15 protein-coding genes are annotated in these 15,200 nt (G+C 60.0%); 12 read left to right on the forward strand and 3 right to left on the reverse strand.

What is annotated here, in order from left to right; all coding sequences use genetic code 11:
* Positions 1–101 precede the first annotated feature (101 nt).
* The 5 genes from EGN72_RS19555 to rfbD all read left to right on the forward strand — a co-directional run bounded on the left by EGN72_RS19555 (position 102) and on the right by rfbD (position 5,079).
* A complete protein-coding gene (locus tag EGN72_RS19555; RefSeq protein WP_305000502.1) occupies positions 102–377 on the forward strand; it encodes a DegT/DnrJ/EryC1/StrS family aminotransferase in 276 nt (91 codons plus the stop codon).
* Positions 378–411: 34 nt separating this feature from the next.
* A complete protein-coding gene (locus EGN72_RS02625; RefSeq protein WP_127045099.1) occupies positions 412–1,551 on the forward strand; it encodes an HpcH/HpaI aldolase/citrate lyase family protein in 1,140 nt (379 codons plus the stop codon).
* A 192-nt stretch (positions 1,552–1,743) separates the two neighbouring features.
* A complete protein-coding gene (gene glmM / locus EGN72_RS02630; protein WP_127045100.1) occupies positions 1,744–3,084 on the forward strand; it encodes a phosphoglucosamine mutase in 1,341 nt (446 codons plus the stop codon).
* Positions 3,085–3,134: 50 nt separating this feature from the next.
* Entirely contained in the window at positions 3,135–4,118 is a 984-nt protein-coding gene (gene galE, locus EGN72_RS02635) for a UDP-glucose 4-epimerase GalE (protein WP_127045101.1), read from the forward strand.
* Positions 4,119–4,230: 112 nt separating this feature from the next.
* On the forward strand, positions 4,231–5,079 hold the full coding sequence (gene rfbD / locus EGN72_RS02640; protein ID WP_127045102.1) for a dTDP-4-dehydrorhamnose reductase: 849 nt from the start codon (positions 4,231–4,233) through the stop codon (positions 5,077–5,079).
* Positions 5,080–5,157: 78 nt separating this feature from the next.
* On the opposite strand, the gene EGN72_RS02645 is transcribed toward rfbD, so the two are convergent.
* Positions 5,158–6,126 (reverse strand): DUF2793 domain-containing protein, encoded by a 969-nt coding sequence (locus EGN72_RS02645; protein ID WP_127045103.1) that lies wholly within the window; start codon positions 6,124–6,126, stop codon positions 5,158–5,160.
* Positions 6,127–6,383: 257 nt separating this feature from the next.
* Here EGN72_RS02645 and rfbC point away from each other — a divergent pair, with 257 nt between their 5' ends.
* Both rfbC and rfbB read left to right on the forward strand, forming a co-directional pair.
* Entirely contained in the window at positions 6,384–6,941 is a 558-nt protein-coding gene (rfbC, locus tag EGN72_RS02650; protein ID WP_127045104.1) for a dTDP-4-dehydrorhamnose 3,5-epimerase, read from the forward strand.
* A gap of 18 nt (positions 6,942–6,959) precedes the next feature.
* A complete protein-coding gene (rfbB, locus tag EGN72_RS02655) occupies positions 6,960–8,006 on the forward strand; it encodes a dTDP-glucose 4,6-dehydratase (protein ID WP_127045105.1) in 1,047 nt (348 codons plus the stop codon).
* 4 nt (positions 8,007–8,010) lie between these two features.
* Here the strand turns inward: rfbB and EGN72_RS02660 are convergent, their stop codons facing one another.
* Positions 8,011–9,309 carry a hypothetical protein gene (locus tag EGN72_RS02660; protein ID WP_127045106.1) on the reverse strand — a complete coding sequence of 433 codons (1,299 nt, stop codon included), beginning with the start codon at positions 9,307–9,309 and terminating at the stop codon, positions 8,011–8,013.
* Positions 9,310–9,525: 216 nt separating this feature from the next.
* Between EGN72_RS02660 and EGN72_RS02665 the strand changes: the two genes are divergently transcribed.
* Positions 9,526–10,041, forward strand: coding sequence for an adenylyltransferase/cytidyltransferase family protein (locus EGN72_RS02665; RefSeq protein WP_233587003.1), 516 nt, complete (start codon positions 9,526–9,528; stop codon positions 10,039–10,041).
* A 32-nt stretch (positions 10,042–10,073) separates the two neighbouring features.
* On the opposite strand, the gene EGN72_RS02670 is transcribed toward EGN72_RS02665, so the two are convergent.
* Positions 10,074–10,886: an ABC transporter permease gene (locus tag EGN72_RS02670; RefSeq protein ID WP_127045108.1), complete on the reverse strand. Its 813-nt coding sequence runs from the start codon at positions 10,884–10,886 to the stop codon at positions 10,074–10,076.
* Between the two features lie 117 nt (positions 10,887–11,003).
* Here EGN72_RS02670 and EGN72_RS02675 point away from each other — a divergent pair, with 117 nt between their 5' ends.
* The 4 genes from EGN72_RS02675 (at position 11,004) to EGN72_RS02690 (ending at position 15,198) form a co-directional block, all read left to right on the forward strand.
* Positions 11,004–12,362: a sugar transporter gene (locus EGN72_RS02675; protein WP_127045109.1), complete on the forward strand. Its 1,359-nt coding sequence runs from the start codon at positions 11,004–11,006 to the stop codon at positions 12,360–12,362.
* A gap of 2 nt (positions 12,363–12,364) precedes the next feature.
* Positions 12,365–13,048, forward strand: a complete 684-nt coding sequence (locus tag EGN72_RS02680) for an ABC transporter ATP-binding protein (protein WP_127045110.1) — start codon at positions 12,365–12,367, stop codon at positions 13,046–13,048.
* 207 nt (positions 13,049–13,255) lie between these two features.
* A complete protein-coding gene (locus EGN72_RS02685; RefSeq protein ID WP_127045111.1) occupies positions 13,256–14,320 on the forward strand; it encodes a GSCFA domain-containing protein in 1,065 nt (354 codons plus the stop codon).
* Positions 14,317–15,198, forward strand: coding sequence for a hypothetical protein (locus tag EGN72_RS02690; RefSeq protein WP_127045112.1), 882 nt, complete (start codon positions 14,317–14,319; stop codon positions 15,196–15,198). The genes EGN72_RS02685 and EGN72_RS02690 overlap by 4 nt, the downstream gene beginning before the upstream one ends.
* The last annotated feature ends 2 nt before the right edge of the window (positions 15,199–15,200 follow it).

The following is a 15,200-nucleotide window of genomic DNA, read 5'->3' on the forward strand; positions in this document are numbered from 1 at the left end:
ATACCTCACCCCTCGGATGGGCACATATCCTCCTCACAGGCGAATACAGGTGGCCAAAACAATAACCAAAAATCTTAGGGTGTCATTCTGCACTCACCGGCATTCGACCCCTTTACAACCGGTTGCGCGAAAACGACATTCTGACGCGGCGCTATTTCTACCCGTTGCTCTCGACCTTGCCGATGTATTGCACCTTGCCTTCGGCAAACCCGGCCAATCTGCCGGTCGCAACTGAAATGGCGCAACGTGTGCTGTGTCTGCCGATTTATCCCGGCATGATAGACAGCGATCTGGCACGGATCATCGAGGCGCTGCGCAGCCCGCTCAAGAACAGCCAGACCCCGGGTCAGGCGCTGAACACCACCACCATCGCCTGATCCCCCCAAGGCCGAAGCCGGACATTTTCAAGACATGCAACATAACATCGTAGCCGACCCCAGTATCTTTTTCCGCGCGCCGCAAAAGTTCGACCGCAATTCCGACCCGGCCTTTCTGCGCTATTGCCTTGGCGGCACGCTTTACATGCCGTCGACCCGTGCGGTGATGGATAAGATCGTCGCGGGCGAATTGTCGGATGTGCTGTCGATGGTCATGTGTTTTGAAGATGCGATCCGGGCCGAAGACCTGCCGACAGGTGAGGCGAATGTCATCACCCAGCTTGGTTTTTTGGCCCAGCAGGTGCAATCCGGGGCGCTTGATAACAGCGAGGTGCCGCTGATTTTCCTGCGCGTGCGCTCGGTCGCGCAATTTCAGAGCTTTGCCAGAAAACTGACCCCCGAACTGGCCGATATTCTGTCGGGCTTCGTCTTTCCGAAGTTTTATTCCGACAATGCCCATGAATATCTCGACCTGCTGGCCGAATTGAACACCAAGTTTGCAACCCGGCTTTATGGTATGCCCATCCTTGAGGGGCGTGACATCGCCTTTGCCGAAACACGCCGGGATGAGTTGTTCGCCCTGATGAAAAAGGTGCGCAGCTATCACCAGTATATTCTGAATATCCGCGTCGGCGGCACCGATTTTTCTTCTTTCTTCGGGGTGCGCCGGGGCATTGGATCATCGGTCTATGACATTTTGCCGGTGCGCGATGCGCTGGCCGATATCCTGAATTTCTTTGGCCGCGCCGAAGAGGATTATGTGATCTCGGCCCCGGTCTGGGAATATTTTCTGGCCTATAAGCGCGATGACCTGAAAAAAGTGATGCAGGTGGATCTGCACCGCTCGTTGCGCACCAACGCCCCGATCCTGAATGATGCGATTGACGGGCTGTTGCGGGAAATTGTGCTGGACAAGGCCAATGGCTTTACCGGCAAAACGGTGATCCACCCTTCGCACCTGCGCTATGTCAATGCCATGCAGGCGGTCACGCGCGAAGAATATGAAGATGCCTGCCAGATCCTCGATACGTCTGGCGGCGTGATAAAATCGGCCAAATCCAACAAGATGAATGAGATCAACCCGCATCGTTCCTGGGCGCGGCGCATCTCGCATCTTGCCGATGCCTATGGCGTGGTCGAGGATGAACGCCAGATCGTGGCGCTTTTCCGCTAAAGCGGGGCCTGACCTTCGGGCCGCCCCCTTTTGCCTTGCGGGAACGGCCCGTTCGGCAGGGCAAAGCCGGTCAGCGTGACAGAGCATTGGACAGCCGTGCGTCATCCCAGTATTGGATAGGCCAAGACGATCAGGCATCGCCCCGCCCCGCAGGGTGTTTTGTGTCGCAAGATCAAAGGGAATGAGGGCAGAATGGCGGAAAAGCTTTTTGGCACGGATGGTGTCCGCGGTCAGGCAAACAGTTGGCCCATGACGGCCGAAGTCGCGCTTCATCTGGGGGCCGCGGCGGGCCGCTATTTCCGGCGCGATGGGCAGGATCACCGGGTGGTGATCGGCAAGGATACGCGGCTATCGGGCTATATGATCGAAAACGCGCTGACGGCGGGGCTGCTGTCTACCGGGATGAATGTGTTTCTGCTGGGGCCGGTGCCGACCCCGGCGGTGGGCTATCTGACCCATTCGCTGCGCGCCGATGTGGGGGTGATGATTTCCGCCAGCCATAACCCGGCCAAGGATAACGGCATCAAACTGTTCGGCCCCGACGGGTTCAAACTGTCGGATGAGGCCGAAGCCGCGATCACCAAGCTGATGGAAGATGGTGTGACCCCGGCCGCCCCGGAAAACATTGGCCGGGCCCGGCGGTTCGAGGATGCGCGCGGTCGCTATGTCGAATATGCCAAGACCACCTTTCCCAGCGGTTTGCGGCTGGATGGGTTGCGCGTGGTGGTCGATTGCGCCAATGGCGCCGCCTATCGCACCGCCCCCGCCGTCTTGTGGGAATTGGGGGCCGAGGTGATCGCCATCGGGGTGGACCCGAACGGCACCAATATCAACGCCAAATGCGGCTCTACCCATCCCGAAGCGGCGGCGCAAAAGGTGATCGAGACGCGCGCCGATCTGGGGATTTGCCTTGATGGCGATGCCGACCGGTTGATCCTGATCGACGAGACGGGGCGGGTGGCCGATGGGGATCAGATCATGGGGCTGATCGCGACACGTTGGGCAAAGGCTGGCAAGCTGAAGGGCAATACATTGGTGACAACCGTGATGTCCAATCTTGGGCTGGAACGGCATTTGGCCAGCCATGGGATTGCGATGGAACGGACCAATGTCGGTGATCGCTATGTGGTTGAACGGATGCTTGCAGGCGGGTTCAATCTGGGCGGAGAGCAGTCGGGCCATCTGGTGATGACCGATCACACCACCACCGGCGACGGGCTGATCGCTGCCTTGCAATTCCTTGGCTTCATGGTCGAAAGCGGCCAGAAAGCCAGCGCGCTTGCACGGGTATTCACCCCGGTGCCGCAACGTCTGGTCAATGTGCATTACACCCCCGGCACGGCCCCCCTGGACACAAAGGACGTGCAGGATGCGATTGAGCAAGGGGAAAAAGCGCTGGCAGGTGTGGGGCGCTTGCTGATCCGCAAATCCGGCACCGAACCCCTGATCCGCGTGATGGGCGAGGCCGAAGATCTGGCCCGTCTGGACCGGGTGATCAACGCAGTCGTTACGGCGGTGAAAGCGGCCAGCTAGGCCGTGGCCCGAACCGGGTGCGACCTGTCCATGAAAGAAGGCAATGCAGCATGAAGGCAGTTTTGGTCACAGGGGGGGCGGGCTATATCGGCTCTCATGCCTGCAAGGCGCTGAAAGCTGCCGGGTTTTTGCCCGTCACCTATGACAGCCTTGTCACGGGCTGGCGGCAGGCGGTCAAATATGGCCCCCTGATCGAAGGCGATCTGACTGACCGCGCCCGGCTTGATGCGGCCTTTGCCGAATACAAACCCGTGGCCGTGATGCATTTTGCTGCGCTGAGCCAGGTGGGTGAGGCAATGCGCGCACCGGGACGATATTGGCATAACAATGTCGCAGGGTCCCTGTCGCTGATCGAGGCCACCATTGCAGCCGGGGTCCGGCATTTCGTGTTCTCCTCTACCTGCGCGACATATGGCGAACATGACAATGTGGTGCTGGATGAAAACACGCCGCAGCGCCCGCTGAATGCCTATGGGGCCTCCAAACGCGCGATCGAAGATATGCTGCGCGATTTTCAGGCGGCCTATGGGCTGGAACATGTGATTTTCCGCTATTTCAACGTGGCAGGCAGCGACCCGGAGGCTGAGGTGGGCGAATGCCATCGCCCTGAAACCCATCTGATCCCGGTGATGCTGGAAGCAGTTGCCGGGCAGCGCGATGGGCTGACGGTGCATGGCACCGATTATGATACGCCTGATGGCACCTGTATCCGCGATTATGTCCATGTCTGCGACTTGGTGGATGCGCATGTTCTGGGGCTGCGCTGGTTGCAAAACGGCAAAGGCAGCCGGGTGTTCAACCTTGGCACTGGCAAAGGCTTTTCCGTGCGTGAGGTGATCGACGCTGCCCGCACCGTCACCAACCGCGAAGTGCCCTATACCGAAGGCCCGCGCCGGGGCGGCGATGCCACGCGGCTGGTTTCGGGGTCGCAGCGCGCCGCAGAGGAATTGGGATGGGAGCCGCAACGCTCCTCCATGCCGATGATGATTGCGGATGCCTGGCGCTGGCTGAAAGTCGGGGCTTACACGGAATAGGGGCCGTTGCCGCAGGCCATCGGCGGTGCCCTGACTGGACTGTCGGGCCATCTTGTGGAATGTCAGGCAAGGCGGCAACAACCGCCCGGATCGCAAGGAGCGCGTGAAACTCATGACCTGTCTTGTTTTTGGAAAAACCGGGCAATTGGCCAGCGCATTGCAACGCCAGTCAGCGGTCACGGCACTGGGGCGCGAGACGGCGGATCTGTCAGATCCGGCGGCCTGTGCAGCGGCGATATATGCCGCGCGCCCCTCGGTGGTGATCAATGCCGCCGCCTGGACGGCGGTGGATGCCGCTGAAAGCCACGAAGCGCAGGCCCATGTGATCAACGCCGAGGCCCCCGGTGCCATGGCAAAGGCCTGTGCCGCGCTGAAGATCCCGTTTTTGCACGTCTCGACGGATTATGTCTTTGATGGAACCGGCAGCGAACCCTGGCGGGAAAACGACCCTGTCGCGCCATTGGGGGCCTATGGCCGGACCAAGCTGGCCGGTGAAAATGCGGTCCGTGCTGCCGGTGGTGCCCATGTGATCTTGCGCACCTCTTGGGTGTTTTCGGCCTTTGGCAGCAATTTCGTCAAAACCATGCTGCGGCTCAGCGAAACGCGCAACCAGTTGAGCATTGTCAACGATCAGATCGGCGGACCAACCCCGGCAGCAGATATCGCCACCACCTTGCTGCATATGGCAGAGGCGATGCAAGCCGGCCATGCGGGCGGCACCTATCATTATGGCGGGGCACCGGTGGTCAGCTGGGCGGATTTCGCGCGCGAAATCTTTGCTCAGGCCGGGCGGGCTGTCACCATCGAAGGCATCCCGAGCAAAGCCTATCCCACCCCCGCGCAGCGCCCGCTCAACTCGCGGCTGAGCGGGGCCGCCTTGCAGACGGATTTCGGTATTGCGCCCGCAGATTGGCAAGCGGGTCTGGCGCTTGTGCTGCGGGATCTGGGCTGCGTGAACTGAGCTGCGGGCAAAGCTGACGCAAGGCCCTGACGGGGCCTTTTTCATCCATGCAAGCCCTGCCTCTGGCCCGCAACCGCCTCAATAGCTGTTCAGGAATGTATAGGCATAGCGCCGGGTGCCACCATAACGGTTTTCCAAAATCAGATTGCCGGCGGCCACCGACAGTGAAGAATAGTCATCCGTGCCGGTGGTGCCTGTCAGCACCAGATCATTGTAGTTCTTCATCCGCGCGCCCAATGCCAGACTTTGCAACAGCAAGGAAGGGCCGGTATCATAGGAAAACAACCCGCTATGCGCGGCCTGAGGGTAATCCGTATCGACAAGATTGATGGCCACCATACCGCCCGAAGAGGGCGTGGGGATATAGCCAACCGCATCATTGGCAATATCAATGGTCCCCGACAGCAGGCATTTTGCCTTCGTCGCCCCGGTGGACCGATGCACCGTCAGCGCCGAAGTCCAGCTATTGCCATCCGGGCTGACCCGGATGTGAAAGTTTTCATCCCCCGTCAGCCCCATCTCTGCCCGGCCGGACCAACCCGATTGCAGCACCAGCGACGCGGTATCACTGGCGCTGGCCTTGTTGATCTTCAGACGGTGACTGTTGCCCGCATGGGTGAACAGAACCGCCTCTGAGGCCACGGCCAGCCGATTGGCCGCATCCGACGCGGTGCCCACGCCCAACCCGTCCAGATTTTGCAAGGACGGCACCACCGCCAGCCAACTGCCGGCGGAATAGACCCGCAATTCGCTGGTCTGCAAATCCCAGGCACGCCAGCCCTCCTGCGGGGTGATAAAGGCCCAGGCCGCGTCGCTATAACAGGCCAGCTTGCCATCTTGCCCGGCCCAAGCCGCCGTTGCCCCACTTCCCAAGGCATAGATTTCCCCATTGACCGGTGCGGCGGGGGGCACCGTGGCCTCTATCCTTTGCACCGCCAATTGCACCAAGGCATCCAGCTGGCGCAGCGCTTCGTTATGGGTCACGTGTTTTTGCGCCTGAGACGGCATCAAATAGGGTAGCGACAAGATCGGCGACTGGTTGGACATCGGGTTCTCCAGTTAATAGCGTAAAGACGGTTGGGCACAGCCTTGCGCGGCCCCTTCCCGCCAGGCATAGCAAGCCATGCCTTTACAGCGCCCGAAACACCCGCGCGGGCCCTTCATCTGCTGGTAAGCCTTTCTGACCGGCACATAGGGGTGTTTTCACTGCAACGCCTGCGTTGATCCCCGGCAAGAAGATTGACAAACTGGCACATCCATCCGCAGAAAACGGCCCAAGTGGATCTGGAGCATGAAAGACCAGGATGCAGATTGAACAGACGCCCTTGGCTGGGTTGCTTCTTTTGACGCCGCGGCGGTTTGGTGACAGCCGTGGATTTTTTGCCGAGAACTGGAACCGCCGCAGTTTAGAGAAGGCGGGGGTTTTTCTTCCGGAATTTGTGCAGGACAATTATTCGCTGTCGCATAGCGCGGGGACGTTGCGGGGGCTGCATTATCAGGCGCCGCCGCATGCGCAGGGCAAGCTGGTGCGCTGTGGCCGTGGGTCTTTGTTTGATGTTGTGGTGGATATCCGCCGCGGCTCTCCGACCTATGGGCATTGGGTCGGCTATGAGCTGTCGTTTGAAAACGCGCGGCAATTGTGGATTCCGCCGGGCTTTCTGCATGGTTTTGTCACCCGGCGCTATGACAGCGAGATTTTGTATAAATGCACCGATTATTATGCGCCGGAATGTGAAGGGGCGGTGCTGTGGGATTCGGCGGGCATTGATTGGGGGCTGGAAACGGCGCCGCTTTTGTCTGAAAAGGATGCGGGCGGGGTGGCTTTCAAGGATTTTGAAAGCCCCTTTGTCTGGGAAGCGTAACGCGGGAAAGACCTGTATATGAAGATTTTGGTGACGGGTGGCGCGGGGTTCATCGGCTCGGCCGTGGTGCGGCAGGCGGTGCGCGACGGGCATGCGGTGGTCAATCTGGATGCGCTGACCTATGCGGCCTGTCTGGACAATGTGGCCAGCGTGTCGAACAGCCCGCTTTACAGCTTTGAGCAGGCGGATATCCGCGACCGTGCGGCGCTGGATGCGGTGTTTGCGCGCCACCAGCCCGATGCGGTGATGCATCTGGCCGCCGAAAGCCATGTCGACCGGTCGATCGACGGGCCGGGGGATTTTATCGAAACCAATATCACCGGCACCTATAACATGCTGGAGGCGGCGCGCAGCTATTGGCTGGCGCAGGGCAAGCCCGCGGGCTTTCGCTTTCACCATATTTCCACCGATGAGGTGTTCGGCTCTCTGGGGGCGGAAGGGCAGTTCACCGAGGCGACGCCCTATGATCCGCGCTCGCCCTATTCGGCCTCCAAGGCGGCCAGCGACCATCTGGTGCGGGCCTGGTATCACACCTATGGCCTGCCGGTGGTGCTGAGCAATTGTTCCAACAATTACGGGCCTTTCCACTTTCCGGAAAAGCTGATCCCGGTGGTTATCCTGAATGCGCTGGCGGGCAAGCCCTTGCCGATTTACGGCGATGGGTCGAATGTGCGCGACTGGCTTTATGTCGAAGATCACGCCGATGCGCTGCTGACGGTGCTGCAAAAGGCCCCGCTGGGCGAAAGCTATAACATCGGCGGCGAGAATGAGCGTTCGAACCTGGAACTGGTGCAGACGCTATGCGCCATTCTGGACCGCAAGCGCCCCAAGGCCAGCGGCAGCTATGCCGATCAGATCACCTTCGTGACCGACCGCCCCGGCCATGACGCCCGCTATGCCATCGACCCGACCCGCATCGCGACCGATCTGGGCTGGCGGCTTTCGGTCACGGTGGAGGAGGGGCTGGAAAAAACCGTGCAATGGTATCTGGATAACGAAGCCTGGTGGCGCCCCCTGCAAGCCCGCAAAGGCGTGGGCGAACGCCTCGGAACCACCAAACCCTGACCCCTCAAACCGCCCGAAGCAAACACAACGCCTGTGTGATAAGGCGCGCCGAAGGTTGGTCAAACGGGGTCAGCAAGGCGGCGGCCTCGGCGCGGCTCTGGGCCAAAGGGTCCTCTCGCTTTACAACCACATCGGCAAACAGCCGCGCCAATGTGGGCGCATCGGCACAGCGATAGAACCCGCCCGACAGGCGCTGGCCAAACGGGTTGAGCGGGGCAGCCCCGGCCCGCTCCAGCCGGATCAGGGGCTGGCCGGTGGGCAGATATTCCGCCAGAAATGAGCCGCTGTCGGTGATCAGCGCATCCGATGTGCGAAACACCTCCCAATAGGGGCCGTTTTCATGCACGGCCCCATTGGGCAAAGCTGCCCAGCAATCCTTGTAAGCCTGCCATTCGGCGCGTTGCATCAACCCGCTGCGCGCCAGACCGATGGCCATATTCGGATGCGGGCGCAGCAGAAAATCGACCTGAGGATGGGTGCGGACAAGGTCCAGCATCGCAGCCCCCGACCAGCCAAAGGTGCCCAGCCCGAGCGAGCCCCGCTCCAGCCCGTGATGGGGGGCGAAAATTACACGTCTGCGGCCCGTATCGCTGGGATGGGGCCAAAGCGGCACCGCATCCCGGGCCGGGGCGGGGCCGAGATATGTGTCGAACTTCGGATGCCCCGTGACGCACAGCTTTGGTCGCGCCGGGCCTGTGAGCTGTGCTGCCCGGATCGCTTCGGCATGCGCTTCGGTCGGCAGGAAATAGCGCCATAGCCAAGGGTGAAAATCCGGCAGGCCGAATTGCATGCGATCATTGCGGATCACCGCCATGCCGTAATGCACATAGGCCGTCCGCACCCGCCCTGAAAGCCGCCTTGGCAGGTCTTGCATCCCCCAAGGCTGCTGGATGAATGCCACATCACAGGCAATCTGTTCCGGCTCATGCACCCTGTCGCTCTCGGCATCATACAGATCCGCCCAAACAGGCCCTAACCCTGCGAAAAACGCCCTTTCGCGGGCATAATCCTGACGCCGCTCGGCGCGGGTCATGCGCAGGCTCAGATCAGATAAAGCGGGATAAAAGCCGATCTCGACCCCGTCCATCTGCTGCAAATGCGCAAGCAAAGAGCCAAGCCCCCATTTCGCCGCTTCGCACACCACAAACCCAACCCGCAGCGGGCGCCCCCTTGGCAGATCCGGGGGCGGGCGGGGGGCATCTGGCGGTGCGATCCGGTCTGCCAGACGCCAGCCATAACGGCGCAAAAGCGCGCGGATGCGGTGAATCAGGATGATCCCGCCCAAAGACGGACGCGGGCGCATTGGGGCAGGCCAGACAGGGCGGGGCGGATCAAGGGGCAAGGCGGGTTACATTCCAAACAAAGGATTTGCGGCGGCAGCGGTAATCAGGCTTTTGCGGTGCCGGGCAGGCAGCAAGGGCGGACCTTTCGCCCAATCTGCAACGCTCTGCCCTAAGGGGCAAGCCACGGTCCTGCTGGCCTTGTCTTTGCGGGCCAAGTGCAACACAATCCCGCTTCGATGGCAGGAGCGTTCCTGCCCCCTTGCCACGCCACCCCGCAGGACCAAACCGACCCTATGACCGCCAAAACCGTTTCGAAACCGCCTCTGGTGATCGGCTATACTGCCGGTGTGTTTGATATGTTCCATATCGGCCATCTGAACCTGTTACGCCGCGCACGGGCACAATGCGACCGGCTGGTCGTGGGTGTGACCACGGATGCGCTGGCGCTGCATCGCAAGAACAGCAAGCCCGTGATCCCGCAAGCCGACCGGATGGAGATTGTCGGCGCGCTGTCTTGTGTCGATGCGGTTGTAGAACAGCGCGACATGGACAAGATGGCCGCCTGGAAGCGGATCGGATTCCACCGCATGTTTGTCGGGGATGACTGGAAGGGCCACCCGACATGGACAGCGCTGGAGGCAGATTTTGCCCCGCTGGGGGTGGAGATTGTCTATTTCCCTTATACGGCGCATGTGTCGTCCTCGCAGCTGCGCCATCACCTTGGCCCCAAAAGCGGAACAGAACAGACATAGGCTTGCCCAAGGCAAGGGATGACAGGCCGCGCTTACATGTTCAGCAGATCGCGGTGGAACTGACGCAACAGCAACAGCCCAAGCAGCATCGGCAGCGCGATCCACAGCCCCAGATAGACCCCTGAAATATAGGTCGGATGATAAAGCGGGTAAAACCCATCGCGCATGATGCCGGTCAGGTGCAGAACAGGATTATACCACAAGACCTGTTTGCCCATCTGCGGCAGGTCTTCATAGACAAAGATCACCCCGGAAATCAGAAACATCGGGCGCGTGGCAACGCCCCAGATCTGTTGCCAGACCGGGATGCGTTGAAACAGGTAGCAATTCAGTATTCCCACAGACAGGCCCAACAGCGCGGCCAAGACCATCGCCAGCAGGATGCGTGGAAAATTCAGCACGGTATTGACGTCTTCGTAAAGCATGATGCCGGTCAGGATGATCGCCGCAACCAGCCCCACCACCAGCGTATTCAGAATGAACCGCGCCAGAATGGCGTCCAGCCATGTCACCCGCGGGTAAAACAGCAATGGCCGGGAAAACAACATCGCCCCCCCTACCTGCTTGGCATTGACCATCACCATTTGCAGCACCAGAAACCCGGTCGCCTTGAACAACAGAAAACTGGTGCCCAGCGTCGGCGCCTTGGCCAGCAAGGACCAGGCAAAACTGAGCAGCAGGATCATCCCCATCGGTTCCAGCAAGGCCCAGACATAGCCACCGGGCGTGCGCCCATAGCGTGTCGACATCTCGCGCAGAACCAAGGCGGTGATCGACCGCAGCGCTTCTGGTATCCGGCTTTTGGGGGCTGGTGCAGCAGGGGCGGGCCAGTCTGCAAAACTCATGGGGGCGCGGCCTTTGTTCTGGTATTTGCAGAGGGGGCTTTGTAAAAAGTGACCAAGAGTACCCTGTATTCCATATAGGCCTATATAGTGACCTAAGCAAATATTGAAGGCAAGTGTATGGCCGAGGCAACAGACGATCCCTATGGTCTTAACGACCCTCATAATGTTGCGCTGCGCGAACGGGCGCTTTCCAACAAGAAATTCGACAGCGATGAAGAACGTGAAGCCTATATCGAGGCGTGGAACGACAGGCTGATCGACAAGAAAATCCGCGCCCGCGCCATGCTCGAAGCGGAAAGAGCCGCCGCAGAGGAAAAAAGCCAGGCCGAGGCCATCGCATCCGCGCCGCCCGTTGTGGGGCCTGCCTATATCCGCAGGCGGCACTGGGGGCTGATTGGCAGTTTTCTTGCGTTGGTGGTGCTGCCTGTGCTGCTGGCGGGGTTTGTTCTGGTGTTCATGGCAAAGGATCAGTTCGCCTCGACCACCGCCTTTACCGTGCGCAGCGGTGAAACCAGTTCAGCGACAGAGCTTCTGGGCGGGCTTAGCACGATTGTCGGCGGCGGGGCCGGGGGCAATGCCGATGTGCTGTTTGAATTCATCCAGAGTCAGGAAATCGTCGCGCGGATCGACAGCAAGCTTGATCTGAAGGGGCATTATTCCCGCAATTGGCAAGGGGACCCGTTGTTTTCCCTTTGGCCGGACGCAACGATCGAGGATCTCTTGTGGTTCTGGAAGCGCATGGTGCGCATCACCTATGACAAGGGCACCGGGCTTTTGATGGTCGAGGTGCGCGCAGGCACGCCCGAATATGCCCGCGAGATTGCGACGCTGGTGGTGACAGAGAGCGAAAGCATGATCAACAAGCTCAATGAAAGCGCGCGGCGTGACGGCATGGCCAATGCGCAGTCTGATCTTGATGAAGCTTTGAACCGCTTGCGCATCGCGCGGGAAAATGTGGCAAAGTTCCGCGCCAGAACCCAGATCCTTGATCCTCTGGCCGATATTCAGGGCCGGATGGGCGTGCTCAACAACCTGCAACAGCAATTGGCCGAAGCGCTGGTGGCCCATGATCTGCTGGCCCAGACGGCGGATGCTGCCGATCCGCGGTTGCGGCAGCTTCAGCTTAGCATTGATGTGATTCAAGCCCGGATCGTAGAGGAACGGCGTAGCTTTTCGGCGCAGAACGTCACGGTGGATAACACCGACTATCCCGCCTTGCTGGCCCAATATGAAAGCTTGCAGGTTGAACAGGAATTCGCCGAACAAACCTATCGCGCGGCCCTGACGGCGATGGATGCGGCCCGTTCCAATGCGGCCCGGCAGCAGCTTTATCTGGCCGCCTATGTGCAGCCGACGCTGGCCCAGCGGGCGGAATATCCGCAGCGCGTTTTGCTGATGGGCCTGACCTTGTTTTTCGCGCTGATGCTGTGGTCCATTCTGGCGCTGGTCTATTACAGCCTGCGTGACCGGGGATAGCGATGCAACCGGCAGGCGCGCAATCGGGGGCGACGGTTCGTTTCGAAAACCTCAGCAAAGGGTTCTGGGTGCGCGGCGAATATCGCCCGATCATCAGCAACCTGACGATGACCTTGCCGCCGGGGCGGGCCCTGGGGCTTTTGGGGCGCAATGGGGCTGGTAAATCGACCCTGTTGCAGATCATCGCAGGCACCATGCAGCCGTCCTCGGGCCGGGTCATCCGTGCGGGCCGCGTATCCTGGCCTATTGGCGGCACGAACAGCTTTCACCGTGATCTGACCGGTTTACAAAACACCCGGTTTCTGGCGCGCGTCTATGGCGTGGACAGTGATGCATTGGTGGCCTTTGTCGAACGCTTCGCCGAAATCGGGCGGCATTTTCACATGCCCTTGCGCAGCTATTCATCCGGCATGCGGTCGCGATTGGCCTTTGGTGTGGCCATGGGTATTCCCTTTGACACCTATCTTGTCGATGAGGTGACGGCCGTGGGCGATGCCCGGTTCAAACGGAAAAGCCGGTCGCTGTTTCGCGCCCGTATGGCACAGGCTGGTGCTGTCATGGTCAGCCATTCCATGTCTGAAATGCGCAGCTATTGCGACAGCGGGCTGGTCTTGAACGAAGGCCACTTGGAATATTACGAAAACATCGGCAGTGCCATTGCCCGCCACGAAGCCTTGATGGCATAAGGACACACCTGCCCAAGGGAGGCACAAGCTTGACGATCAGGCCGCCCCCCGTGCCCACGCCCTCAGCTTGCCCCTGTCGCAAATCTCGCATAGACTGCGCAAGCAAAGGCCCGGCAAGAAATCTCTGGTGCTCTTTAAAGATACAAAAATGAGGCGCGTTCGAGAATATGTTTTGGGCAGCTTTCCCGGCAGAGTCAGGTATATGTTATGACGTCACCCTATATTGACCTTCCGGCAAGGGCCTATTGGCGATCGGGGGTTGCAGAACGCGGCGACATTTCCGGGTCTGATCTCTATATCCCGAAATTCCAGATCACGCGGAAACATCGTATCGCCACGGCAGGGTCCTGTTTTGCCCAGCATGTCGGCCGCACCTTGCGCCGTGCGCGTTTCAATGTTCTGGACGAAGAAACCGGGCCAAGTGTGCCACCTGCGGTGCTCAATGCCTATGGCTACGGGCTCTATTCGGCCCGATATGGCAATATCTACTCTGCGCGCCAGTTGCTGCAACTTTTGCAAGAAGCGTTCAAAGGGTTGAAACCTGCACATCCGGTCTGGGAAAAGGACGGGCGTTTCTATGACGCTTTCCGCCCTTCGGTCGAACCCGATGGTTTGCCGACCGAGGACGATGTGCTGCGCCATCGCGCACAGCATCTTCAGGCCGTGCGGACGCTGTTTTCGTCTATCGACGTTTTTGTGTTCACCTTTGGGCTGACCGAAACCTGGGCGGCCAAAAGCGATGGCACCGTCTATCCGACCGCGCCGGGCACGATTGCGGGCACGTTCGACCCCGATATTTTCGAATTCCGCAACATGCGTTACAACGAGATCCTGTCGGATTTCCGGGTGGTGCGAAAGATGATCCAGACCCTTAACCCGGATGTGCGCTTTGTCGTCACCGTCTCGCCCGTCCCCTTGACGGCGACGGCATCGGGCCAGCATGTCGAGGTGGCCTCAAGCTATTCCAAATCGGTCCTGCGGGCGGTCTGCGGCGCGTTGATGGAAGACCACAAGGATGTCGATTACTTCCCCTCTTACGAAGTGATCATGTCGCAGACGGCGCATGGCACCAATTTCAACAGCAATTACCGGACCGTCCGTGCTGAAGGGGTTGATAAGGCCATGAACCTGTTCATGCAGGCGCATAAGGCGGGTATGGCCGCCGGAACACTCCATACGGCGGCACAAACCATGTCAGAAGCGGAGAAAGACATGACCGAGACCGACGATCTGGTCTGTGAAGAAGCCTTGCTGGAAGCCTTTGCAAAGTGACGGTTTCGGTTCTTTTCCTTGGCAATTCGCATGTCGCGGCGCTTCGGCGTGGCTGGGCCCAGATCGCGGCAGAGTTCAGCGATTGGGATATACAGTTCTTTGCGGCGAATTCGACGCTGTTCAACAAGATGACCCTGGATGACAACCGGGTGTTCGGCGCGCATGAAACAACCGGGGCCAGCCCCGGTGATCCGGCGCAGCTTTCCGCTGCGGAGGGCGCGCAAAACGCCAACCAGCAAGACAGCCCCCAGACCGAGCAAGAGACACGCTATAGCAAGCATGAGCTGAAGTTTCTGGATCAGGTTTTCGGGCGGCACCTTGTCGATCTCAAAAGCTTTGACCATGTCGTTCTGGTTGGCCCCAATACCAATGAAGTGGACTTTCTGCGCCAGTTCGAACCCTACAGCATTGATGGGATACGCGAGGATTCCACGCGCTCTTGCCTGTCGCAATCGGCCTTTGCGGCGTTTTGCACCGCCATCGCCGCCAAGCGCCTGCCAGAGCAGGCTTGGCACAATTGGGCCACCCCCCGGATTTCCGTGCTGCCGTCGCCCGTGCCGCGTGCCGATTGCCCCGAAGCGACCCCGCGCTACAGTGTCTGGGCGCGTTACGGGGCTGATCCGTTGACAGGTCTCAGCTTTCTCAAAGCCTATCGCAGCCATGTGGCCGCACTTTATCGGGCGCATGGTATCTCTCTGCTGTCGCCCCCCGACGCGGTCTATGACGAAAGCGGCCTGACGCGCCCGGAATTCGGCGACGAGCCGACCCGGCTTCATCCGCGGGCGGGCGTGTTCGAGGAAAATGATTTCCACCACATGAGCCCTGAATACGGCAAAACCGTGCTGCGCCATGTGCTGGAACAATTGGCACAAGACTGAAA

The organism is Pseudorhodobacter sp. E13 (assembly GCF_003991405.1).
In the GTDB taxonomy this organism is placed as follows: domain Bacteria; phylum Pseudomonadota; class Alphaproteobacteria; order Rhodobacterales; family Rhodobacteraceae; genus Pseudorhodobacter.

Excerpts from the sequence above, each read along its gene's own strand:
- rfbB (WP_127045105.1), top strand. The coding sequence starts at position 6,960 with ATGAAGATTTTGGTGACGGGTGGCGCGGGGTTCATCGGCTCGGCCGTG.
- galE (WP_127045101.1), top strand. The coding sequence starts at position 3,135 with ATGAAGGCAGTTTTGGTCACAGGGGGGGCGGGCTATATCGGCTCTCAT.
- EGN72_RS02680 (WP_127045110.1), top strand. The coding sequence starts at position 12,365 with ATGCAACCGGCAGGCGCGCAATCGGGGGCGACGGTTCGTTTCGAAAAC.
- rfbD (WP_127045102.1), top strand. The coding sequence starts at position 4,231 with ATGACCTGTCTTGTTTTTGGAAAAACCGGGCAATTGGCCAGCGCATTG.
- EGN72_RS02670 (WP_127045108.1), bottom strand. The coding sequence starts at position 10,886 with ATGAGTTTTGCAGACTGGCCCGCCCCTGCTGCACCAGCCCCCAAAAGC.
- EGN72_RS02685 (WP_127045111.1), top strand. The coding sequence starts at position 13,256 with ATGACGTCACCCTATATTGACCTTCCGGCAAGGGCCTATTGGCGATCG.
- glmM (WP_127045100.1), top strand. The coding sequence starts at position 1,744 with ATGGCGGAAAAGCTTTTTGGCACGGATGGTGTCCGCGGTCAGGCAAAC.
- EGN72_RS02665 (WP_233587003.1), top strand. The coding sequence starts at position 9,526 with ATGGCAGGAGCGTTCCTGCCCCCTTGCCACGCCACCCCGCAGGACCAA.
- EGN72_RS02675 (WP_127045109.1), top strand. The coding sequence starts at position 11,004 with ATGGCCGAGGCAACAGACGATCCCTATGGTCTTAACGACCCTCATAAT.
- EGN72_RS02660 (WP_127045106.1), bottom strand. The coding sequence starts at position 9,309 with ATGCGCCCGCGTCCGTCTTTGGGCGGGATCATCCTGATTCACCGCATC.
- EGN72_RS02625 (WP_127045099.1), top strand. The coding sequence starts at position 412 with ATGCAACATAACATCGTAGCCGACCCCAGTATCTTTTTCCGCGCGCCG.
- rfbC (WP_127045104.1), top strand. The coding sequence starts at position 6,384 with ATGCAGATTGAACAGACGCCCTTGGCTGGGTTGCTTCTTTTGACGCCG.
- EGN72_RS02645 (WP_127045103.1), bottom strand. The coding sequence starts at position 6,126 with ATGTCCAACCAGTCGCCGATCTTGTCGCTACCCTATTTGATGCCGTCT.